Source organism: Anaerococcus tetradius ATCC 35098, from assembly GCF_000159095.1.
GTDB lineage: Bacteria > Bacillota > Clostridia > Tissierellales > Peptoniphilaceae > Anaerococcus > Anaerococcus tetradius.
Genome location: NZ_GG666296.1, coordinates 336,720 through 358,580 on the forward strand (window position 1 = coordinate 336,720; position 21,861 = coordinate 358,580).

Consider the following 21,861-nt stretch of genomic DNA (forward strand, 5'->3'; position numbering starts at 1 on the left):
TCGAATACAAACTCTCTCTAACAAACATAAAAGAAGAAAACACAGAAATCTATCTCGACTACTACAAGGCAAGCGACAAAGGCTTCGCCCTCCAAAAAGAATACTCAACAAAAATCCCTTACCAAGAAAAACTAGACCTAGACCTACCAGCTTCCTACATCCTAAAACTAACAGTAAGAAGCAAGGTAAACAAAAAAGATACGAAGATAGAAAAATACGCTATAAACTCCAGAGAAGTAAAAAGCCCACGCTTCGTAAAAGAAGAAGAAAAATCTTCAGACGATGACGAAGCTCATTCGAAGGAAGAAAAGAAGAAAAAACAAGCCGAAGAAAAAGCCAAGGCAGATGAAGAAAAAAGAATAGCCAAGGAAAAGAAAGCTGAGAACAAAAAGGCCGCCGAAGAAAAAGTTAAAGAAGAAAAAGAAAAAAAGGCTGCCGAAGCGAAGGCTAAAGAAGAAAAAGAAAAAAAAGACGCAGAAGCAAAGAAAGAAGAAGCTAAGAATAAGGAACAAGAAAATAAGGATGTAGATAATCCATCCAAGCCTAAAGATCAAGCTTCTAACAAAGACAAAAAAAATAGCCAAACTGAACTTCTTGTAAAGGACTCTGATGGCAATGTAATTCCTGTTGAAAATGAAAAGGAAAAAAATCAGCCTACAAAAACTGATAAAGAAAAACTCAGCCCTCTACAATTGAATAGAAATGCCTTGCTTACAAAATTAAAAACTGATAAAAAACTAAATGACAATAGCAAGTCAGCTATTGAAGAGTTAACAAGCAAACTAGAAGCCTACAATACAGGTGAATTAAGCAAGGAAGAAATATTAAAATCTATCAAAGCTATTAGAGAAAAATATGAACTAGAAAAGTCTGACCTTGAATCTTATATAGACTATATCCTCTCTGGGCTAAATCAAAATTCAAATCCGGCTGCAAAACTAGATACTGAGGAGATAATTAAATTTGCTTATTCCGAAAAATCATCAGCTCCCAAAAAGGAAGATAAAAAAAATGATGTCAAAAATTCTGACAAGTCTATAATAAAGAAAATTAAGAGTGGTCTAGCAAATATCCTCGGCACAAAAGACGAAAAGTCTATGACAGACTTAGAAAAAGCAGACAAAGAGCTCAAAGACGCCATAGCCAAGGCCAAGGACATCTACGAAGTCCAAGTGGTCTTAAATAAGATTGGTGAAAAATATAAGCTAAGTCAAGAAGACCAAGAAAAGCTTATGAGGGACAATGACTCTCAAATTAAGTCCCTAGTTGAAAAAACTAGAAAAGATAATTCCATCTTTAGGATTTTTAGAACAGCTGACCCATTAGAAGGCAAGAAGTTTAACCTAAGAACAGTTTACAAAACTTCAAACTCCTTCGGCCCAATCAGAGTAGGACAATTCTTTGATATCAAGCTTGATAATAAGCTTACAGTCATAGATTCAACTAGCCTAGCAAATGTAGTTAATCCAAAAACTGGAGATATTCTAGCAAGACCAGAATATATACCAGCTACAAATACAATTAGGTATGAGGTAGTTAAGAGAATTTCAGAAAACCTAACCATTCCACTAAACATACCAGTTGATTATAATATTAACTACATCCGTAATAATACTGAAAAGCCAATTCCTCAAGACGAAGGCTTTGAAGTAGAAAACTTCGTATCAGGACTTGGGGTTACAGAAGCAAAATCAATCGGTAAGTTCAAAGTAGACAAGGATGGTAATATAGCAGGCTCAATTATAGAACCTGGCAAGAAAGACCAATACCAATTCTTTGAAAATGGTGCCAACTACAGGGTAGAGATGCAAGCCAAATCTTCTCCTATAGTAGATAATGGCAAACTTACAGCCATCGACTGGACTGTATCATTCTTCTCTGACCACTACCTAGATAGTGATGAAATCGCCCTTAGAACCAACTTCACCATAGTTGATGGATCAGGACTAGAGAAATTTGACAAGATTTACCTAAATGGTGAAGAACTTAAAAATATAGAAGACAACAATATGGGTGATAAGCTCCTAATTAAGGATTCCAAACACCACAAGGCAGACCGTCATCTAAAACAATACACCTACACCTTTAGGACAAAAGTAGAAAACCCTCAGTCCTTCTACGCTATAGATATATCTGCCATGTTGGCAGGAAGTCTTCTAACCAAAAGCGAGAATAGAATTGGTTCGGCAAGGCTTATATCCCAAGGATATCCAGAAGAAAAACTCCTAACCCTCACACCTAATAGGGCTTCTGCTAACAACAGGACAACCATCAAGGGTGAATTTAGGAGCGAAGATTCTATGGTTTGGAAAATCACTGATGAGGTTTCATCTGGTGATGATGGTAGTTTGCCACTAGCCACTAGGACCTTGAGCAAAAACCAATTAGTAAATCCTTGGTATGACACTATAAAAACTGCCCATTATGGTTTGGATAGTGAAGGAAGGATGGTCCAGTTAGGTAAAACTACTCCATTATCAGAAATCCCAACCCAGGGAGCAAATCCAGCCCAAAACCAAAAACCTGGGACCATAGCAGTCTACCAAGTAGAAACTAGAAAAGTACCAAGCTCAACAGAAAAGACCTATGAATTAGGTGGAGTAAATATCTCCCTCTACAAAGACCTCAAGGCAAAGATGACTTGGGAGATGAGAGGTATCCTAAATGAACCACCTACATCAAAACTTAAAATAGAATCCGGTGGGGAAACTTTCAACCAAGATGTCAAGGTGCCATTCAGAAAAGTTGATGACTTGTTTGAAAAAGACTTCTCTCTAGAAGGCATAAAGCTATTTAAGATAGGAAACAATGGAGAAGTAGAAAGGTTGGCTCCAAAATTCAGCCAGACCTTTGAACCAGACCGCATAGATAAGGGAAATAAGACTTATACCTTTGCGGAAAGATTTGTCTACTACAACGACTACACAAAGACCTACGAGATTCGAAACTCAATAAGGGAAAAAACCAATAAGAAAAATGGTTCTTTTACAATCAAAAAGGTTGACGAAAAAGGCAACCCTCTAGCAGGAGCGGTATTTAGACTCCAAAGCCCTGACAAAACTTCTATCGATAATATCACAACAGGTGAGGATGGTAGGGTTACAGTATCAGATGTTGAACCTGGTAGCTACAGCCTACACGAGATAACTGCACCAGTAGGCTATATTCCAAATTCTGATAGTAAGCAGGTTATCATAAATGATGCTGGCGAAACAAACAACCAACCGACCTACCCAACTGAATATAGACAGAATGACGGCGATGACGGACACTTTATGAACGCCATGGACTATGCCAAGGTATCTGCCGATAAGAGAAGCGTAGACTATTATGTCTTCCTAAAGGCAAAGGCAGATGCCGATGGCAAGAAAACCAATAAGAACACCAGGTTTTTTGCAAACATAAAGGGAGCAAACACCTTCAATGCAGAAATCTACGATGTAAGCCCAGACAAAAGGGATGCTCTCAAAAAGGCTATGGAAGACCAGACAGCAGATGAGGCTATCAAAAGTCTAAACCTACAAAAGATGACTAATAATGGTGTCGCAGCTGGAAATGAAATATCAAACACCTTTGGTAATGACGCATACATCGAAAATACTCCTCCTAACTGGGGTCAGGGTGTTATAGTGAAAATACCTGAAGCCAGACTAAATGATTCATGGGGTTATTTGATAAAAATACCAGGAACTATTAATTCGACAAATATCAACCCAAGATATGCGTGGTTTGTAGACTTACCTTATGTCGATCAGATTGCTGGGAACTGGCAGTTAAACAGATCAGACCTTAATATCGACATAAACAACACCCAAAAAACTGAAGATGTCATAGAAGTGGTCAACAAAAAGGCAGCCTCCCAAGAAATCATCATCCAAAAGGAAGATAGGAGGGAGAATAACCTTAATGGAGCAGAATTCACCCTCTTTACCCTAGACGGAAAACCTCTAAGAGTAGGAAGAACTGACCAAAAAGGTTACCTAAACCTCGGAAAATGGTCACCTGGAGAATACGAGCTTATCGAAACTGACTCACCAGATGGTTACTACGCACCACCAATCCACTTCCACGTCAAAATATCAGAAAATGGATCTATAAAATACGAAGCCAGAAATGAAAACGAACAAAGCGTTGCAGCTGGTAACTACTATTGGATAGAGCAAAAACTTGTAAATAACCCACAAGAGAGTAAACCAAAGATTAAGGTCAACAAGGCTCAAATAGACCTAGTAGAAAATGGTTCTGGTAGGAGAGGTGGAATCTGGGAAGGTTTTGAATTTGAAACATTCAGAATGGAAGCAGATATAACTGCCCAAGCAGTAGTAGCAGGTCAGACCCTTGATATCCAATTGGATAAGAGATGGGATTTATCAAGACTTGCTTCAAAAAGTCTACCAGAAATCAAAGACAAAACCTCAGGAGAGGTTGTAGCAAAGCCATACATTAATAGGCAGACCAACCTTATAACCTATGTCTTTACCGAAAAGGCAGATGGATCTACTGTAGACATGAAGATAAACCTTACAGGTCTATACCCATCACCTTTTGATGTAACTACCAATGACAAGACCTACACCTTCCACAACACAATCAACCCATCAGGAACTGTGGGAGATCCAAACAACGAGAGAAAAGATTTTGATAAGACATTTACAGCCGACTATGGTGACTTCGTCTTTAAGTGGGATGGTTTTAGATATAATAAAAATGGTAAAGAAAACCCAAGATGTAACACCACCACACCAGCCTACTCCTTGGCCCTTACAGAAACTAGGGCTGATGATAAAGGTGTACCAAAAACTGCAAAAGGTCTTATCTATTACAATCCATACGCAAGTAAAAAGATTGATGGAACAAATACCTTTAACGTCGACTGGCAAGCAGTAGATAACGGTCTATCAGCATCTGTAACTGACAGACATAGGTATGGTAGGCCAATGAAACTATCTAGAGTAAGAATCTACAAGGTTACAAGATTCGACAGGACAGGAGATATCTATGATGGATCTCACATAAGTCTTATGCCACACTCTATGGGTGTTCAGCCAGACCAAGATCCAATCAACTACAATCTCGTAGCAGACTTAAAAACACCTGGTTCAACTGCCTTTTTAACCCAAGGTTCCTATGGTATCAAATATGATCAAAACACCCAATATTCGGGAGCCTTGCTAGGTCAAGATAGACAGGCAGCACCACTGCAAATCAGCTTGCCAAACATCCAAAATAGAGAAGGTTATGTAATAGAAACAGAATTTGATATTACAGATCCACATAATTACATTGAATACTATAGACAATTCACCATGGAGCAAGTCGGTGGCGGTAAGATGGCGAGATTCTACACCCAAAAATCTGGTGACTCTTCAGCCCAATCCGACCAAGTCCAAGTAGCTATACCAAAGATTTACACACAAATCCTCGGAGTAAAAAATAGTCACTATGAAACAGGTCATTTTGAACTAACAAAAATCGACCAAATTACAAGAAAACCAATCGATGGCGTTGTCTTCATCCTAAGGAATGAAAATGGAGAACAAGTAGCCAAGAGAACCGACGCCTACGGCAAGATTTATTTCGATAAAATCAAGCCGGGTACCTACACCCTAGAGGAAACTCAGCCAAAACAAGGCTATGCAGAAGAATTTAGAAGGTGGTCGGTAGAAGTCGATACAGCAGGTAATACCATTATAACCCAGCTATCCTTTGGTCATAATGAGCCAATCTATGATGGCAAGCTCACTGTCGAAAACAAACTAAAGGATGCAGGCTTCAAAATCCTAAAAAGAGGCGAAGATGGTAAACCACTAGCTGGCGCAACCTTCACCCTAACTAAGATTGTAAAAGAAGGACAAAGTCCAATAGTTAAAACCGCCACATCACAAGCTGGAAGTGGTGAGGTTAAATTTGAAAACGTCGGGGATGGTGAATACTACCTCGAAGAAACCAATCCACCAGCAAGCTACAAGAAGCTAAATGACAAGTGGAAACTAATAGTAGCGAAAGAAGATGGCAAGACAAAGGTAAAAATCTACAAGGTAACAGGTAAGAAAAACCAAGCTGGAATCACTAACTTTGGTCTCCTAGATGGTATGGAAAATGTCGATGTTTACTCCAGAGCCACAAGCGACTGGAAAAATGACGACAACAGAAGGACCGACTACCACGGCAAGAGCCGTACTCCAAACAAGTTGGGAGCTAAGATAGTTGGTATAGATCGTAGAAAAAGGGAATTTGTAACCAGGTTTGTTATAAACCCAGAAGCAAATCCATTAACCACCTACCTAGCAGCATCAATCTACAGGGAAAGACCGGGTCATAACAATATGACTTGGTATGATGGCAACGGAAGTCTAGACAAATCTGTAATAAGAATTTACAGCCTAGACAAACCAGTTACTGGCTCAGTCCACCTAGCAGAAGTAAATGCGAATACAGCTCATGATATAAGCAAACAATTCTATTCAAGGAAGCTTGTAAATGTAAAAGCTGGTGAACCTCCTAGGCTCAAAATTTCCTTACTAGATAGTGATGAAAAAGAAAAAGCTGCAAGGCAGGGCAAATTAAAGCCCGAAGATGAAAAGGTCTTAGCCGGAAAAATCAATGAACTATCTGGAAAGCCTATCATAGTAGAAGTAAGGACATCCTACTCTGAGGAATACGGAGAGATAGGTCTAGGTATGGACCTTGAAATGGAAGGCCAAATCTATTGGAAATCCGACTACTATGAAAGAGCAGATGGAGTAGTAGAGGCGAAAAAAGACGACAGTACGGATATCCTATCCTATGTTGGAGATGACACCCTCATAGTAGATAATGAAAAGAAAAGAGCGACCTTCAAGATTAAGAAACTATCTAAAGAGTCAAAAAACCCAATAGAAGGAGCCCTATTCAACCTCAAAAACAAGGATAGTAATACTCCAGAATACGATCAGACATCAAAATCAGACAAGAATGGTGATTTAGCCTTTGATAGACTAGTAGCAGGAACCTACACCCTAACAGAAGTAGAGCCAGCCCCAGGTTATCAAAAGCAAAACACAACTTGGACACTCAAGGTAAGTGACGATCCAAGCTCGCCTGATGGCTACAAGATGGAAATGACTGCGGATAAGGAAGATAGCCAAGAGCCTGAACCAGGCCCAGGACCACAACCACCTGAGCCACAACCAAATCCAAACCAAGATGAATTGGACAAGATTAAGGCGACCCTCGTAAATGTAGAGCTAGATCCTAATACAGATGTTGATCAGTCTATTGGTTTAACAATAGAGGATTATGATTGGAAAAAGACAGTAATCACCATAAAAGATGCTGACGGAAGTGAGGTTCGTCCAAAGCAATTTAGTAAGGAAGGTAATAGACTAACTTTCGGCGTCCATTATCTAAAAGGAGACGCCTTCAAAGGCCCACTCACCCTTACAATTAAGGACTCTAGGCTTACAGGCGGAGAATTGACCCATACAATCAACTTCAAGGGCCAAACTCCTCAACCACCAAAGCCAAAAGAAAAGTTCAAGGTCGATGACAGCCATCAAAAGGCAGTTGACCCAACAGATGAATTCCAACCTACAGGTATATACACCAACAAGAAAGAAGGAAGCTTGAGTGCAACAGATGAAAATAATAATACCATTGAGGTTGAAAGAAGAGATGACGGAGAAATTTATGTAAAACCAATGACCTACGTCGATGGACCAATTACAGTAACAATTGGTCATGGTGACCTAGATAATGGTTTCCATAAAAGCATAATCCAGGTCAATGGTCATACAGTAGGTAAACCGGACTGCCTATCCATAAGAGGTCAATCAAACGAACTTAAAAGAACTAATGTATACCAAGATACAGGCTTTAGTATTTTAGGAAATAGAGATGGTGCTTCTATCACCATAACAGACGAAGATAGTAAGGCCTATAAGCTATGGAGTGGGGGATCATATGACGATACCTTCTATATAGATGATCAAGGAAATTTAATTATATATCCTGGCAAGTTCCTAAATGGTCCACTCACCTTACAAGTAACATCTCCTAAACTAAAAAATAGTCCACGAACCTACAAGATAAATGTAGAAAATCAAACAGAAAATGGACCTGATGATACAGTTTATGCAGGCAAGCTTTACCTAGTCGGTAAGCCTACTGCAATAAATATAGGATCTGACCAAAGACCTGGCCTAAGCCTAAATAACATCAACAAGCTAAGCTTTAACACCAGTAGCCAAGCATCAAGCCAAGGCAAGGATTTTACTATCGAGTTAAAAGATGAGGACAACAATCCAGTTGCTTGGAAGCTTGACACTGCTAACAACTTCCTAATATCCCCATCTGCTGATGTAGACGGTCCTATCACCATGACTATTAGATCAAATAATGCTAATAAGATTGTTGCTGACGACGGAAGCGAAGCGTCTACCTATACAGTTGATATAGACATAAGTGGTCATAGGAAAGGTGTCGATGACAACAAGTCAGGTCTAAAAATCCTTGGCACACCAAGTACACTTACAAACACAGATACCTACCAAGATACCGGTTTGTATTACCAAGGTGATGTCAGAGATATAGCTTCTATAAATATAGTAGATGATGTAGGTCAAGTAAGAAAAATTTATAGGATAAAGAATGGCAGATTTGAACTAGACCCAGGCACTGATGTAGATGGACCACTAACTGTTACATTCAGTTTCAAGAATGGCAAATCACAAACATTTGAGATTAAAATTAAGGATAGTGTTACAGGCAGGCTCCACGAAACAGGCGTGGATGACTACCCTGGTGATGACACAAAGATTATAAAAGACCAAGATGTTGAGCTTCAAAAGGGTGTTGATAACCAATATACAGGCTATAGGGTAACGTCCCTTAACACAGACCCACCAAGCTTTGAATTTCGTGATGCAAATGGCACAGAATTAGGTGGTTATTGGGATAGCAGAACAGGTAATGTATATGTAAGCATACCAGCTACTGCCAGAGGCCCACTAACAGTTACAGTCAATTCCAAATCACTAAAAAACGGCCAATTCCAAGTGCCTATTGGTAAGAGGTACAAACTCCAAAGAGTCGAAAATAGAGATTTAGTAAATGTAACAGACACTCAACACTGGGCAGATTACATGAACTTAAAATCGGCTATTATTTCTGGTGATACAAATGGTACTAACCTAAAGGCAAGGATATTCTTAAACCCATTGTTCGATGAAACCAACGGCAAGGGTCCAAACAGAACCACACGACTAACCATCAATAAAAATGGTGCAAGAGACTTTAAGCATAGAATTTATTGGGTTAGAAAGATAGCCAAGAGAACAATCAATTGGACAACAGGTTCAATATCAACAAATTACGATGTGAAAGAAGTAAAAGATAATAGTACACCACCAGGATATGGGTCAGGTATAGTGTCGGTAAATGATACAACTGAATCGATATCATTTGACTTCCCTAAGAAATACAGCAAAAATGACTGGGACGGGGACGGATTTATAGTAGAGTTTACAGCAAATTATCCAGCCTCAAGTATAGATGAAACAAATGCTCAGACTAAGCATGTGGACTACACTTGGATAACAAATGACAATCCTGGCCAATTTCCAGATAAGATTGTCGGCAAACTCGGTTTTGAAAAAGTCAAAGACACCACAGGTGCTCGTTCAGCCTTTAATGGACCTATCTATCCAATGGCAAGTCGTTCTGCCCTTATGACAAATAGGACCTATGGCATCCAAGCTATAAATCCATTTGCAGATATGGCTAGGTTTGCTATGGCAAGGTCAATAGAAGAACAAGCCATGGCAGAGCCATATGTAGAAAGAAGGGAAAGAAGCCTTGAAGACGATTACTCTACAAATAGCTCTTACAAAGCTAGGTCAGCAGAAGCGAGCGAGCTAAGTGATGGCAAGCCAACAGCAGGCAAGGATTCAAGGTTTGAATTTGATATTAATTCTAAATCAGCCAAAATCTACAACAAGAAAGTAGGTGTGGAACTTCAAATCAACAAGATGGGCTATACAGGTAAGCCACTCCAATTTGCCCAATTCACTATGGAAAGACTTGCCAAATATGACCCTACAACGAAAACCTACAAAAAAGATGAACCAAGATTTAAGGTAATGCCTGAAACTCCATCAACTGAGCAAGGTGTAGGTAAAGATGTATTTGTTTCAGATGAAAATGGACAAATCAAAATCAAAAACCTAATTCCTGGTAAGTACGAACTAACTGAAATCAAAGCTCCAGATGGATACAGGAAGCCAAAGAACCCATGGCTAATAGAAGTCAAGGAGAAAAATGGTAAGCTTGTAATCGAACAAACCCCTCCAGGCAAGACCAAGGAGGCCTTCGTAGATGAGATGTCTGCTGCAACCATCAAACCAGGTGGTCCAACTTCAACAGCAGCCAAGATCCTATCCTACAAGCTAATCTCAATCGACCCAGAAAAGAGAACTTTTGTTTATAGGTTCTTCATCAACCCAGAAGGTATGAAGAATGACGAAGAATACTCATTTGACTTTAAGCCAGGTGGAAATAGGTTTATCTTCGCAGATGAAGCCAAATCAGCCACAAATCCTAATGGCAAGGAAGGTATCATGCTCAACTATAGGTCTACCTATAGGGTAAAGAACCCAGCCTTGTATGAGAAAAATGAGCTAAACTTAATCAACCTCAAAAACGAGGATATTGAGCTTATCAATACAGCTAGATTTAGGCCATTCCGTTATGGTTTCACCCAGGACTTAATCAACATCAAAAATTCTGGAGTAAACAACGGACCTGCAGTAGGCTACATCATAGACCTAGAAGGTTCCTACACAGAAGGCGCCTTAGAAAAGGGCAATGAAAATCTCCAGTTAGACTTCTGGTTTGGTACAATAGAAAGACCAGAAAATAGCAGAGATTTAGGAAATGATAAATTTGAAGTAAGCGGGGGTGATGGCCACAAGATAGGTCACGAGGTAGAAAACCAAGCTGGCACTAACAAATCAGACCAGTTTGTAGTAAAACCATGGAATAAGGAATTCTGGGGAACTAAGGAAACTATTAATGGTAAAGAAGTTCGTGAAGGTGAGTGGAGGACCACTAGGGATGGTAAGGAAAAAATCTACCATATCACGACTCCATTACAGCCACTCTTCCAGGCTCAGTCAAGTCAGGAGGTAGGAGCAAATGGTCTTGATGTAATCAATGCCGGCCTAACCTACAACATGGCTATGACCAAGGAAGCCCATGATAACTCTGATCCGAACCATCCAGTAAGAAGGCTAGAAGGTGCTGTCTTCCAACTTCAAAGGAAGGAACTTGGAGAATATAAAGATATCCAAGGTTACGCCCTAGCGACTGCCTTTAACGGTTTCGTAGGTTTCAACAACCTAAGACCAGGCGAGTATCAGATTATAGAAATCCAGCCTCCAAAAGGCATCGATCCAAAAACTGGCAAGTCCATCAGCTATCGTAAGATTAATGGACCAGTCATGCAATTTACCCTTACTTCAGGCTCTAGGGAATCAAAAGTTTTGGGGCCAGATGGTAAGCCGTATGTCCGTCAAGGTAGGTTTACAGTTACCTACAGACATCCAATGTTTGTAGCCAATGATGAAGTTATAGACGATCAAGGTAACAAGAAGGAAGGCGACGTAACGAATCCTGAAGGTCAAATCCCAGACTATGTAACCCACGCCACCCAGCACTTTGGAAAAGTTCTAAACGTTCCAGCTGGCCAAGGTAAGATCGAGGTCAACAAAACTGGAGATGACGGAAAACCACTAAATGGTGCGAAATTCAGGATAACTAGGATTTCAGCCCTAGGAAAGAAGGATGACGAAGACCCTGATTCCAAATCCAAGGTCAAGGTCAAGGTAGAAGAAGAACAGCTAACCCACGCTGTCAAGCTTGACGATGAGGGTAAGATTATAGCTAACTACACCTACACGCCAGGTGATGAGGATCACCTAAAACCAGGTCAACAAATCAAGCATGGTTTTATAAGATTTGACCAATTGCCAGTAGGTAACTACATCCTCGAAGAAGTTTCCGCTCCTAAAGGCTACAAGGTATCCAAGGAGATAAGGAAATTTGTAGTAGGTGGTAAGGACTTCGACCCTTATTATAAGGAAAACGAAATAACAAGTAAGTCCCAGGACCTATCAGCTTATATAGACTTTGAAAAGCAAAGCATCTACCACATAAACGACCTAAGTAAACCTCTAGATCCAACAAAGACTAGCCTAGATCCAAATAGCAAGCAATCCCTAGTCTTAGTTAACACCCTAAAGGTAAACAAAGATAAGATTGCTGCTAAGGGCATAACAATCAAGGCAGGAGATTATTTCAAAGTTAAACTATCTAAAAATCTAGACCTCCAGGGTATAGACACAAGAGATCCAGGCGGACTAAATATCATAGAAGATGGTGTCGGCACCATAGCCCACGCCAAATACGATAAGGAAAACAACGAAGTTACCTATATCTTCACCAACTACGGCCAGACTTATGAGCTAGAAAAACTTTTCGCTACAGTCAATGCCTACATCAACCAAAACGAGGTTACAAAAGATGGCATGCAAGATATTTGGGTAGATTTAAACAACAAACGACAATATGGCAAGGTCGATGTCAAATATTCCGTAGCAGAAGGTCAATCAGTCAACGACTACACCTTCTACAGGAATGTATATGGCACATATTGGGATGGATATAAATATGTAAATGGTTGGTACAAGGAATCAACTGGTAGGACCGACCACGATGACATTTCCATTGCAACAAAGCTTGCCCAATATAACCCAGACACTGGTTATTTTACCCAATATTTCTACATCAATAGGAATAAGAATAACGTAGCTCACAACTTGAAATTTGGTTTTGTACCAAATAGAAGAGTAACAAATACGACCTTCGAATACTACAAGATAGATGAAAAGGACAAAGAAAACAAGATGCCAAAATCTTGGGCTATAGACTTTAATAGCCTAGTAGGGCCTGAAGCAAAAGACACATCTATAAGTGTCGATCCAGTTGATAAAGATCCGGATGGCCCAATTAATGGTGGTTACAAGAAGGATCTCGCATCCATAGGAGATAAGGCATCCAAGGTCGGCTACATTGTCAAAGTTACTGGTAAGGTAGATACAAGCGATAAGGATAAGGAATTTAAGCCTTATGGTACAATCGAAAGAAAGTACAACGACTATGCTTACATCTACGCCAACGCTTGGAACAGTGCAAGATTTAATGACAATGACATAAAGGCTCAGATAAACTTCTCAGTCAATATGCCAAATAAGAAAAACAAGATTGAATTTAAAAAGCTTGACCAATTTGGTAACCCTGTTCAAATCCAAGACAAAAATGGAAAAAAATCGGGAGCAACTTTCGAACTTTATACCATAGAGAGAGATGAACAAGGAAATATAAAATCCTACACCATCTACCAAGATAAGGATAGGGATAATACTTATGACACAAGTGCCCTAGGCAGTGATGGAAGGATGACATCAGACAAGGATGGTAGAATCCACATCGAAGGACTTCCTGAAAATAGCTACGCTATCAAGGAAATCCCACTAGATGGCTACACAAAACCACCAGAATGGATAGCCTTCTTTGATGTAAATAAGGATGGCAAGATAGTTAATGTTACAACTAATGCCGACAAAGAAAATCTCGACCAAAGTGGGGTACCAAAGCCAGTAGGCAATGGAGAAGAAGTTGATCAGGTTGTTTCTCACAAACTCTTGAATGATAAGATATTCAAGATAAGGTACAAAAAGATTGACGCCCTAACCAAAAAGACCCTCAAAGGCGGATCCTTCGAACTCCTCTATAGGGAAAAGGAAAAAGACGAAGCTGGCAAAGAAGTCCCTTGGACTAATGTCAAAGAGAAAAAAGACGGGCGAGAAGTCAATGTAGCAAGGCCAGCTGATGCAGATGGTCTGATAGAATTTGAAATAACCAAGCCAGGCTACTATGCAATCAAGGAAGCCAAGGCACCAGCAGGCTATGTAAAACCATTCGATAAAAATGGCATAGTCAAGGACTTTATCCTAAAAGATGGCAAGCTCTATGAGAAATCAATGTTTGATTTTGAAGCTGCAAGGGACACTAGGGTTCATAGAATAACTGATGTTTTCTACTATGAAGATACTTATCAACTAACAATCAACCCTGACCATAAGAATCTTGATTACAAAAAGAAGGAATCCTCAACCTACAAGTCAAAACTAAGCCTAAGTGGTTTGGACTCATCTGCTACAGTAGAGATGAGGTTAAAGAAGAAGGCTAGTACAAAGGATGAGACCTTCAAGATAGACCTAAAGCCAAGTAATGGAAAGCTAGACATAGACCTTAATGAGATAGTTCAAAAGCTAGAAGCTAAGAACATGAATCTAAGTGACCTAGGAGACTACAGCACTGATGATGCTATAAAGCTTGAGATAAAGCAAGATATCTACAGCGGAGATCAGAATGTAAAAGTCGACCTCGACCTAGTAGGATATAAGGAATCTAAGACTTATAATATTCCGAGCACTGATTTCCCTACTTTTTATTCTAACAAAAAGTTTAACTCTAACAAGGAAATCATCACCGTAAAGGATGACAAGACCAAGATAGAGCAAAACAAAGACCCAATCGAAGTAGAAAACCGCAAGGTGGAACTACCAAGGGCTAGTGGTATTGGCAATATGCTTATCTACTATCTAATAGGCCTTCTAGTAATGCTTCTAGGCATCCTTGTCTACTACAAGAAAAAGAAGAAAGTGGCGTGATTCGTATGATAATAACTATGAGTCACCCACCCTAGCTTCTAAACAAAGCACATATCGACTAAGTAAACAGCAGATATTGACGAAGCTAGCCACTTCTGTCATTGCTGATGAACCTTACCATGATGAGCAAATAGCTCCTATCATTCCTAACGGTTCTGGTCACAATGAACGCAAGTGAATTGATGGCAGACCTTAATCGAGGCTTTGCGAGGTGAAGGTCGATAGATCTAAGCCCGCAAACTACCGTCGACAGAGCTTCCACGAGGACTGGAGCATGTCATTCCGACAGAGCTTCCACGAGGACTGGAGCATGTCATTCCGACAGAGCTTCCACGAGGAAAGTTTCTTCTGTCATTCCGAACGAACGCAGTGAGGAGGAATCTAACTAGTAGGTCTAAGCGTCAAGCAAGACTAAGACGTCAAGAGAGAGATCCCTCCTCGAAAGCTTGCTTTCTCATTCGGGATGACAGGGGGAAGATCCTCAAGTCCCAACTCTCCTCGGGACTTGAGGTTAAGCTCCTCAGGATACAGGAGCATGTCATTCCTAATGGTTCTGGCCACAATAAACGAAAATGAATTGATGGCAGACCTTAATCGAGGCTTTGCGAGGTGAAGGTCGATAGATCTAAGCCCGCAAACTACCGTCGACAGAGCTTCCGCGAGGACTGGAGTATGTCATTCCGACAGAGCTTCCACGAGGACTGGAGCATGTCATTCCGACAGAGCTTCCACGAGGAAGCGACGAGGAATCTCACTAGTACGCCTAAGAGTAAAGCAAGACTAAGACGTCAAGAAAGAAATCCCTCCTCGAAAGCTTGCTCTCGTTCGGGATGACAGGGGTAAAGATCCTCAAGTCCCAACTCTCCTCGGGATTTGAGGTAAAGCTCCTCAGCTCGCTAGGTTCCTATTAAAGACAAAAATTGTCAAGTCGAAGCCATGTGCTAATTCATAAGCCCTCCTTCCATGGGAGGGAGAAATGATAATTATTAGGCTCTTGCCTATAATTATAAACAAGCTATAAGCTAAGCTAATCAGATGATCTAGCTTAATAGCAAGAAAAATGTTGCAAACCCTAACTTTATGATATAATATAGTAAAGGGAAACTATGATTTATAGGCAAGAGCCTAAACATAGTAAGAGGGGAAAACTCCAAGAATCAGATAATAACTATTTATAGATGGACTTATTGGTATATCACAAGAGCCCCACCCTATAAGAAGCTGGACAACCAGCAGGAAAGGTAAGTCGCAAACCTTTCTGAAAAAGTGACAATGTGTAACATTGTCATCCCGACAGAGAAACTCGGAGAGTTTCGACGAGGGAACTCACAAACTCGAGACCACACAGCCGGAGATGATAAGTACATACCTTGTCACACCCCATAGCGACACTGACAAAAAATAAAAAAGGAGAATATTATGAAAAAGAAAATTTTGTCATTATTAACAGCATTCGCCATGGTATTTGGTATCATTGCTGCACCGTTTATAAATGCTAGTGCTAACAACGAAAATAATCCAAATTCTACCACAATAGTAGTTCATAAAGTGCTTATGAATGAAGATGACTGGAAAGCATTTGGAAAAGACGCTAAAGAACACGATGGTTCACAAATAACTGATATTGGAAAATATTTTGGAAAATCTGCTAAAGAAGCAAAGGGCGTAGCATTTAGAATCTATGAAGTAAAAGATGCTCAAGAAGCTGGATTTATAAAAGGTGATGATACAAGCCTAGAAAAATACAAATCAGATTTAGATGCTAACAAATATTATAAGTTAGTAAGAGATGAAGCTAAAAACAAAGATTTCTTTATAACAGGAGATAATGGAACATTTGAAGCAACTCTTGGAGAAGGAAACTATAGAATCATAGAAGATAAAGCTAATTCAACTTATGTGAACAACTTAACAGGTTCATTAGCTGTACCTTTTGATTTAAAACTTCCAGCAGGTAAACCAGACGGTTCTGGAAACTTCTCAACAACTGACAAACTACACATTTATCCAAAAAATACTGATAAAAAAGTAGAATTTGACAAGAACTTTGCAAAGAAACATGGACTTTCTGCAATAACAGACCCTAATACATTAAAAGATGTAGGAGCTGTTATAGGAAATTATGAAAAAGAAAAAACAAAAGCAACAGCTGATATCGGTAAAGAAATTCCTTACCACGCAAAAGCTAAACTTCCACAAGAAACATTCTTTAGAAATTTAGACCTTGCCGATACTTTTGATAGAGGAATTGAATTTAAAAAAGGATCTATGGAAGTATCTTACAATACAGCTGCTGACGAAGCAGAAGCAACAAAAAAAGCTTTAACCAAAGGTACAGATTATACAATTACAGAAACAACATCTGGATTTTCATTAACATTCACAGAAGCTGGTCTTAAAACACTTAACGCAGCTGCTAAAACTCAAGATATTTATGTAGACTTTAACTACAAGGGTGTAGTTACAACAGATGCAGTTGCTGATGATGAAATGGACAACAACATTACAATCACATACAACCACGAACCACCAAAACCATCACCAGACGTTCAACCAAAAAATGGTGAAATAAACATTACTAAAACTTGGAGTAGTACAGAAAAAGCTGAAAAAGTTAAATATGTATTAACACAAGATGGCAAGTCAGTTGCTGACGTAACATTTACTGCTGCACAAACAGTTGATAAAACAGACTTAGATAATGGTATCAAATTTGAAGTAACAGGTGATTATTCAGGTAAATTTACAGGACTTGATAATACAAAACAATATAAGGTTGAAGAGTTTGTAAACGGATTTACACCTAAATATACAAAAGGTAATCAAGCAGGAATGCTTTCAATCGAAAACAATCCTACACCAACATCAATCACACCAACACCTCCAAAGGTTGTTACAGGTGGAAAGAAATTTGTAAAAGTTGATAGTAAAAGCGACACAACACCACTTGAAGGCACTCAATTTAGAATCTGGAAAGATGGTGAAGGAAATAAGAAACTATATCTAACTCTTAATGATCAAGCAGATTTAGCTACTAATAAAAAAGCATATGATGATGCTCAAACAGCTTACTTAAAAGCAATTGAAAGAAGAAATGCAATTACTTTAAAAGATGAGACTAAGAGAACAGATGATGAAAAACAAGAGCTTACAAAATTAGATGGAGCAGACACTGTAACAGGATCTATTAAACAACTAAAGAAAGATAGAGACGAGAAATATGTAAAATTAAATCTATCTTGGAAATGGACAGAAACAGCAAATGATGCTTACATCTTCACATCAAACAAAAATGGTGGATTTGAAGTTAAGGGTCTAGCTTGGTCTAAAGATAAAGATGGAAAAACAACAAACTACTACCTAGAAGAGACAAAAGCTCCAGCAGGATACGAACTTCCTTCAAATAAAGACAAAGTTGCTACATTTGTAGTAGGAAAAGACTCATATAATGGTCCAGCTAATGGAGATACAACAACACACTTAGACTATAAATTGGTAGATGAAAATAACACTGTACAAGGAAGAGGACAAAGAGTACAAAATATCAAAGTATCAATTCCTAAAACAGGTGGTATCGGCTCACTAATCTTTATCGTAGCAGGTGTTGCTATAATGACATTCGCATTCGTAGCTTACAAAAGATCTGAGGCTAGAGAAGCTTAATAATTAAAATGAATCTTACATGTTAGTATATACAGTAGGATAATAGGAATAAAAGGGGCAGCTTGCCTCTTTTATTTTAAGCTTTGAGGTTTAGTAAGATAATTGGAGAAAATAATATGACAAAAGAACTGAATATGAAGAAATCAACAATAAGGAAAAGGCTTCACAAAGGATTTAAAAAATTTTATAAATTCCTAAAAAAATTTACGCCTATTGTCGTATCCATTGTATCTGTAATAATAGCTTATGAGACAGTAAAGACATCTCAGTTTTCTAGTATAAATTCTTTGCTAGTTGAAAAATACAAGACTGACTTAGAGCATCTGGAAGAGGATGTGTTAAGCCTACAAAATATGCAGGCAGAGGTTGATTTGGATAACAAAGCCGACCTAGGAAGCCTCGGGACCTTAAAATACTATAAGACAAGAAATAAGGCTATTAAAAATTCAGTAGAATTGTATCTGAATGAAGAAAATAAAAATTGTGATTCCTTGCAAGATAAGATTAAAGAGGAATGTGAAAAGCTAGATAGTGATCTAGATATTGCTATATCTTACAGAAAATCCAATCCCCCAAAGACTGAACAAAAACCACATATAAGAGTTCCCCTAGTTAAAACAGATGGCCCAGGAGTAAATGCCGATAAGATAGAAGTAGCTGATAACAAGGATTTGATGAAGGAATATATCAAATATAGCAAGGAAGAATGGTCAGACCTACCAAGGAGAGTTAAGACTTATATAGATAATTTTGACAAGAAAAATTATAAGGATAAGTAGGGAGCTGATTGGTCAAGCATATCCTAAGTTAAGTGAATATCGTCATAAAATCTATATTAGCTTTAAACGTAAAATACGTTTAAAGCTAATTTTTATGGTATAATAGTTTTAGGAGGTGGCATATGGAGATCATCAAGATTTTAAATATCAAGTTTAGAAATATTAATATTTTTGATGGCGAAGTCAATTTTGACTTTTTTACTAACGATAGGGTTGTAGAAAATACCGGAACCTACAATATTGGTGGGAGTATAAATACTAATTCTATTATTTCTATGGTTGGGTTGAATGCTGTTGGAAAAACATCTTTACTCAAGATTATTGATTTTATCTTAGGGATTGTGATTAATAATAAGAGTTTGAATGAGACGAATAATTTGATTTTAGCTTCTAGTAATGATTTTGGGTTTGACGTTGTTTTTTATTATAAGGAAAGTTATCACAAGTTGTCATGTTTTATAGAAAAAAGATTAAATCAAAATCATCCTGAGTTTGTTTATAGAAATGAATTTTTGAGGAGTATCAATAAGTCAAATATTAAATCCAAGGTCAATTTGAAAGAATTTATTGAGGAGAGATTGGACGAGTCTAATTCGGATGTTGTTAGGAATAATCTAGATGATTCTATAACCCAGTTGTTAAAGATGGATGATAGTATAGTCACTCTAATAACAAAAAGTGTTAATTTGCCACTTAGACAAATGATTGATAATGTTAATTCTAATTTTTTGAGTGTAGATAATAGTGTTTGTTCAGAGGTTTTGAATTTATTTGATAGTAATATTGACTATATTAAGCATGAGAATGATGATGTTGATAGTAATGTTATATTGAAATTTAAAAATTCGAATGGTTTTTATTCATCTGGTAATAGGAATGCCTGGGGAGAGATTATATCTTCTGGTACTATCAAGGGCAATAGTCTTGTTGATATGTCCCTTGATGTATTGAAAACAGGGGGATATTTAATTATTGATGAATTGGAAAACCACTTTAACAAGCAATTGGTTAAGACTTTTATTGATTTATTTAAAGATCCACTTATTAATAAGAAGGGTGCGACTATTATTTTTTCTACCCACTATCCAGAATTAATGGATTTTATGGAGAGGTTAGATAATATATATCTTCTTACTAGGAATGAAAGTAATAGGGCTAAACTTAATTTGTTGAGCGAATATGTGAAAAGAAATGACATTAAAAAGAGTGATATTATATTGTCTAATTATATAAAGGGAACTTCACCAAGCTACAAGAGTGTTATGACTTTTAAGAATTACATTAAAAACGAGGTCATTAATGAACAAAATTAAGAAGCTTAATGAAGTTGATTTTAATAATTGTTATATTTTATGTTTATTCGAAGGTAAAACGGAGCGGGCAATTATTGATATTTTGTTAGATAATAATAAGCTCAAGTTTGGCAGACAGGCCTAGTCTTAGAAAAAGTTCATCTGAGGATGAGTGGAGATAAGTTAATTAGTGAGTTTTTGCAATTAGATTATGATAAAGAATTAATAATATTTAGAATATTAGATTCTAGAAATGAGAATTTGAGTTTAAAGAAACCTTATAATAGATACAAAGTATTTAACTTTTATACTGCACATGAAATCGAATTAGTTTTTATCCACTATGATAACTTATATAAGGAGTTTGAAAAAAAGAAATCTACTGTTAAGGCTAGTGAATTTTACAAATCGCATAATAAGAATTACCGTAAAAGTTATGAGTATGCCATTAATTATTTGGATGATATAGAAAAACTTACTGAGTCTATAAAAAAGTCAAAGCGCAAAGATAAACTTGGCATATATGATTTGATGCTAGATTAGTGCTGTTATCTTTATTTAGGCAAGCTAAAAGATAATGGCGTTAAAGAAAGATTGAAAATTCATTATGAAAATTGTTTATTTGTTGCTAAAAAACGTATTATAGTATTAATCGGGTCTGTAAATAATTTTGTGTATCAACCTAAATCCTGACATTGATATGTACCTTCTTTACTGGACAAAGCAGTAAGGAGGGTATTTTTATGAAATATAGCTATGAATTTAAAAAGAACTGTATAGAATTATACAAACAAGGTAGGTTGTCTGTTGATATTATTAGTATATCTTCTACTCCTTTTTCTTTTAGCTTATTTAATACTAAGAGCCAATATTTGCTTCTTTGTTTCTTGTCTTTTTCTTGGCATAAAAATTCCTCCTGATTAGTTTTTACTTACCCTAATCAGGAGGTTTCTATGCACAAAATTTCACACAGTCATCTAGAAGAGTTGCTTTCTTAGTATCTCGTTGGCAAGGGCGTGAGGTTCTCTCTTTTCATCTTAGGTTCGCTTGACTCTTAGTATTACTTGTGAGATTCCTCGTCGAAATCTGAGATTTCTCTGTCGGAATGACAGGAAGGATTCGTCCGTTGGCAATGATATCCTACTGTCATCCTTAATGGAATTGTCACAGGGAGCAAAGCGAGCTGATGAAATTCCTTAATCGAGGCTTTTCGAGATGAGCATTAGCTTATAAGGCGAATCCGAAAACTACCGTCGAGGAGCGACAGCGACGTGAGGATCTTTTTTGAATTTCCATAATTTCTAGGAGTTTTTGACTTTTTTATTGCTTTTTATTGCTTCTTGATATATATTGAAA

General features: G+C 37.9%; 5 protein-coding genes and 1 pseudogene. 5 read left to right on the top strand and 1 reads right to left on the bottom strand.

Features of this window, described 5'->3' with window-relative positions; genetic code table 11:
* The 5 genes from HMPREF0077_RS04740 to HMPREF0077_RS04760 all read left to right on the top strand — a co-directional run.
* The coding region (locus HMPREF0077_RS04740; RefSeq protein ID WP_004836833.1) for a SpaA isopeptide-forming pilin-related protein at positions 1-14,771 on the top strand (14,771 nt) is incomplete at its 5' end.
* Positions 14,772-16,190: 1,419 nt separating this feature from the next.
* Complete coding sequence (locus HMPREF0077_RS04745) at positions 16,191-18,434, top strand: pilin N-terminal domain-containing protein (protein ID WP_004836834.1); 2,244 nt, start codon at positions 16,191-16,193, stop codon at positions 18,432-18,434.
* A 116-nt stretch (positions 18,435-18,550) separates the two neighbouring features.
* The gene (locus HMPREF0077_RS04750; protein WP_004836835.1) at positions 18,551-19,213 is read left to right on the top strand and encodes a hypothetical protein; all 663 of its coding nucleotides are present in this window, start codon (positions 18,551-18,553) and stop codon (positions 19,211-19,213) included.
* A 122-nt stretch (positions 19,214-19,335) separates the two neighbouring features.
* A complete protein-coding gene (locus HMPREF0077_RS04755) occupies positions 19,336-20,526 on the top strand; it encodes an AAA family ATPase (protein ID WP_004836836.1) in 1,191 nt (396 codons plus the stop codon).
* A 147-nt stretch (positions 20,527-20,673) separates the two neighbouring features.
* On the top strand, positions 20,674-21,048 hold the full coding sequence (locus HMPREF0077_RS04760; protein WP_004836838.1) for a hypothetical protein: 375 nt from the start codon (positions 20,674-20,676) through the stop codon (positions 21,046-21,048).
* A gap of 211 nt (positions 21,049-21,259) precedes the next feature.
* On the opposite strand, the pseudogene HMPREF0077_RS11170 reads toward HMPREF0077_RS04760, so the two are convergent.
* Positions 21,260-21,358 (bottom strand): annotated as a pseudogene (locus HMPREF0077_RS11170) (hypothetical protein); the annotation flags it as partial.
* Positions 21,359-21,861: the final 503 nt, after the last annotated feature.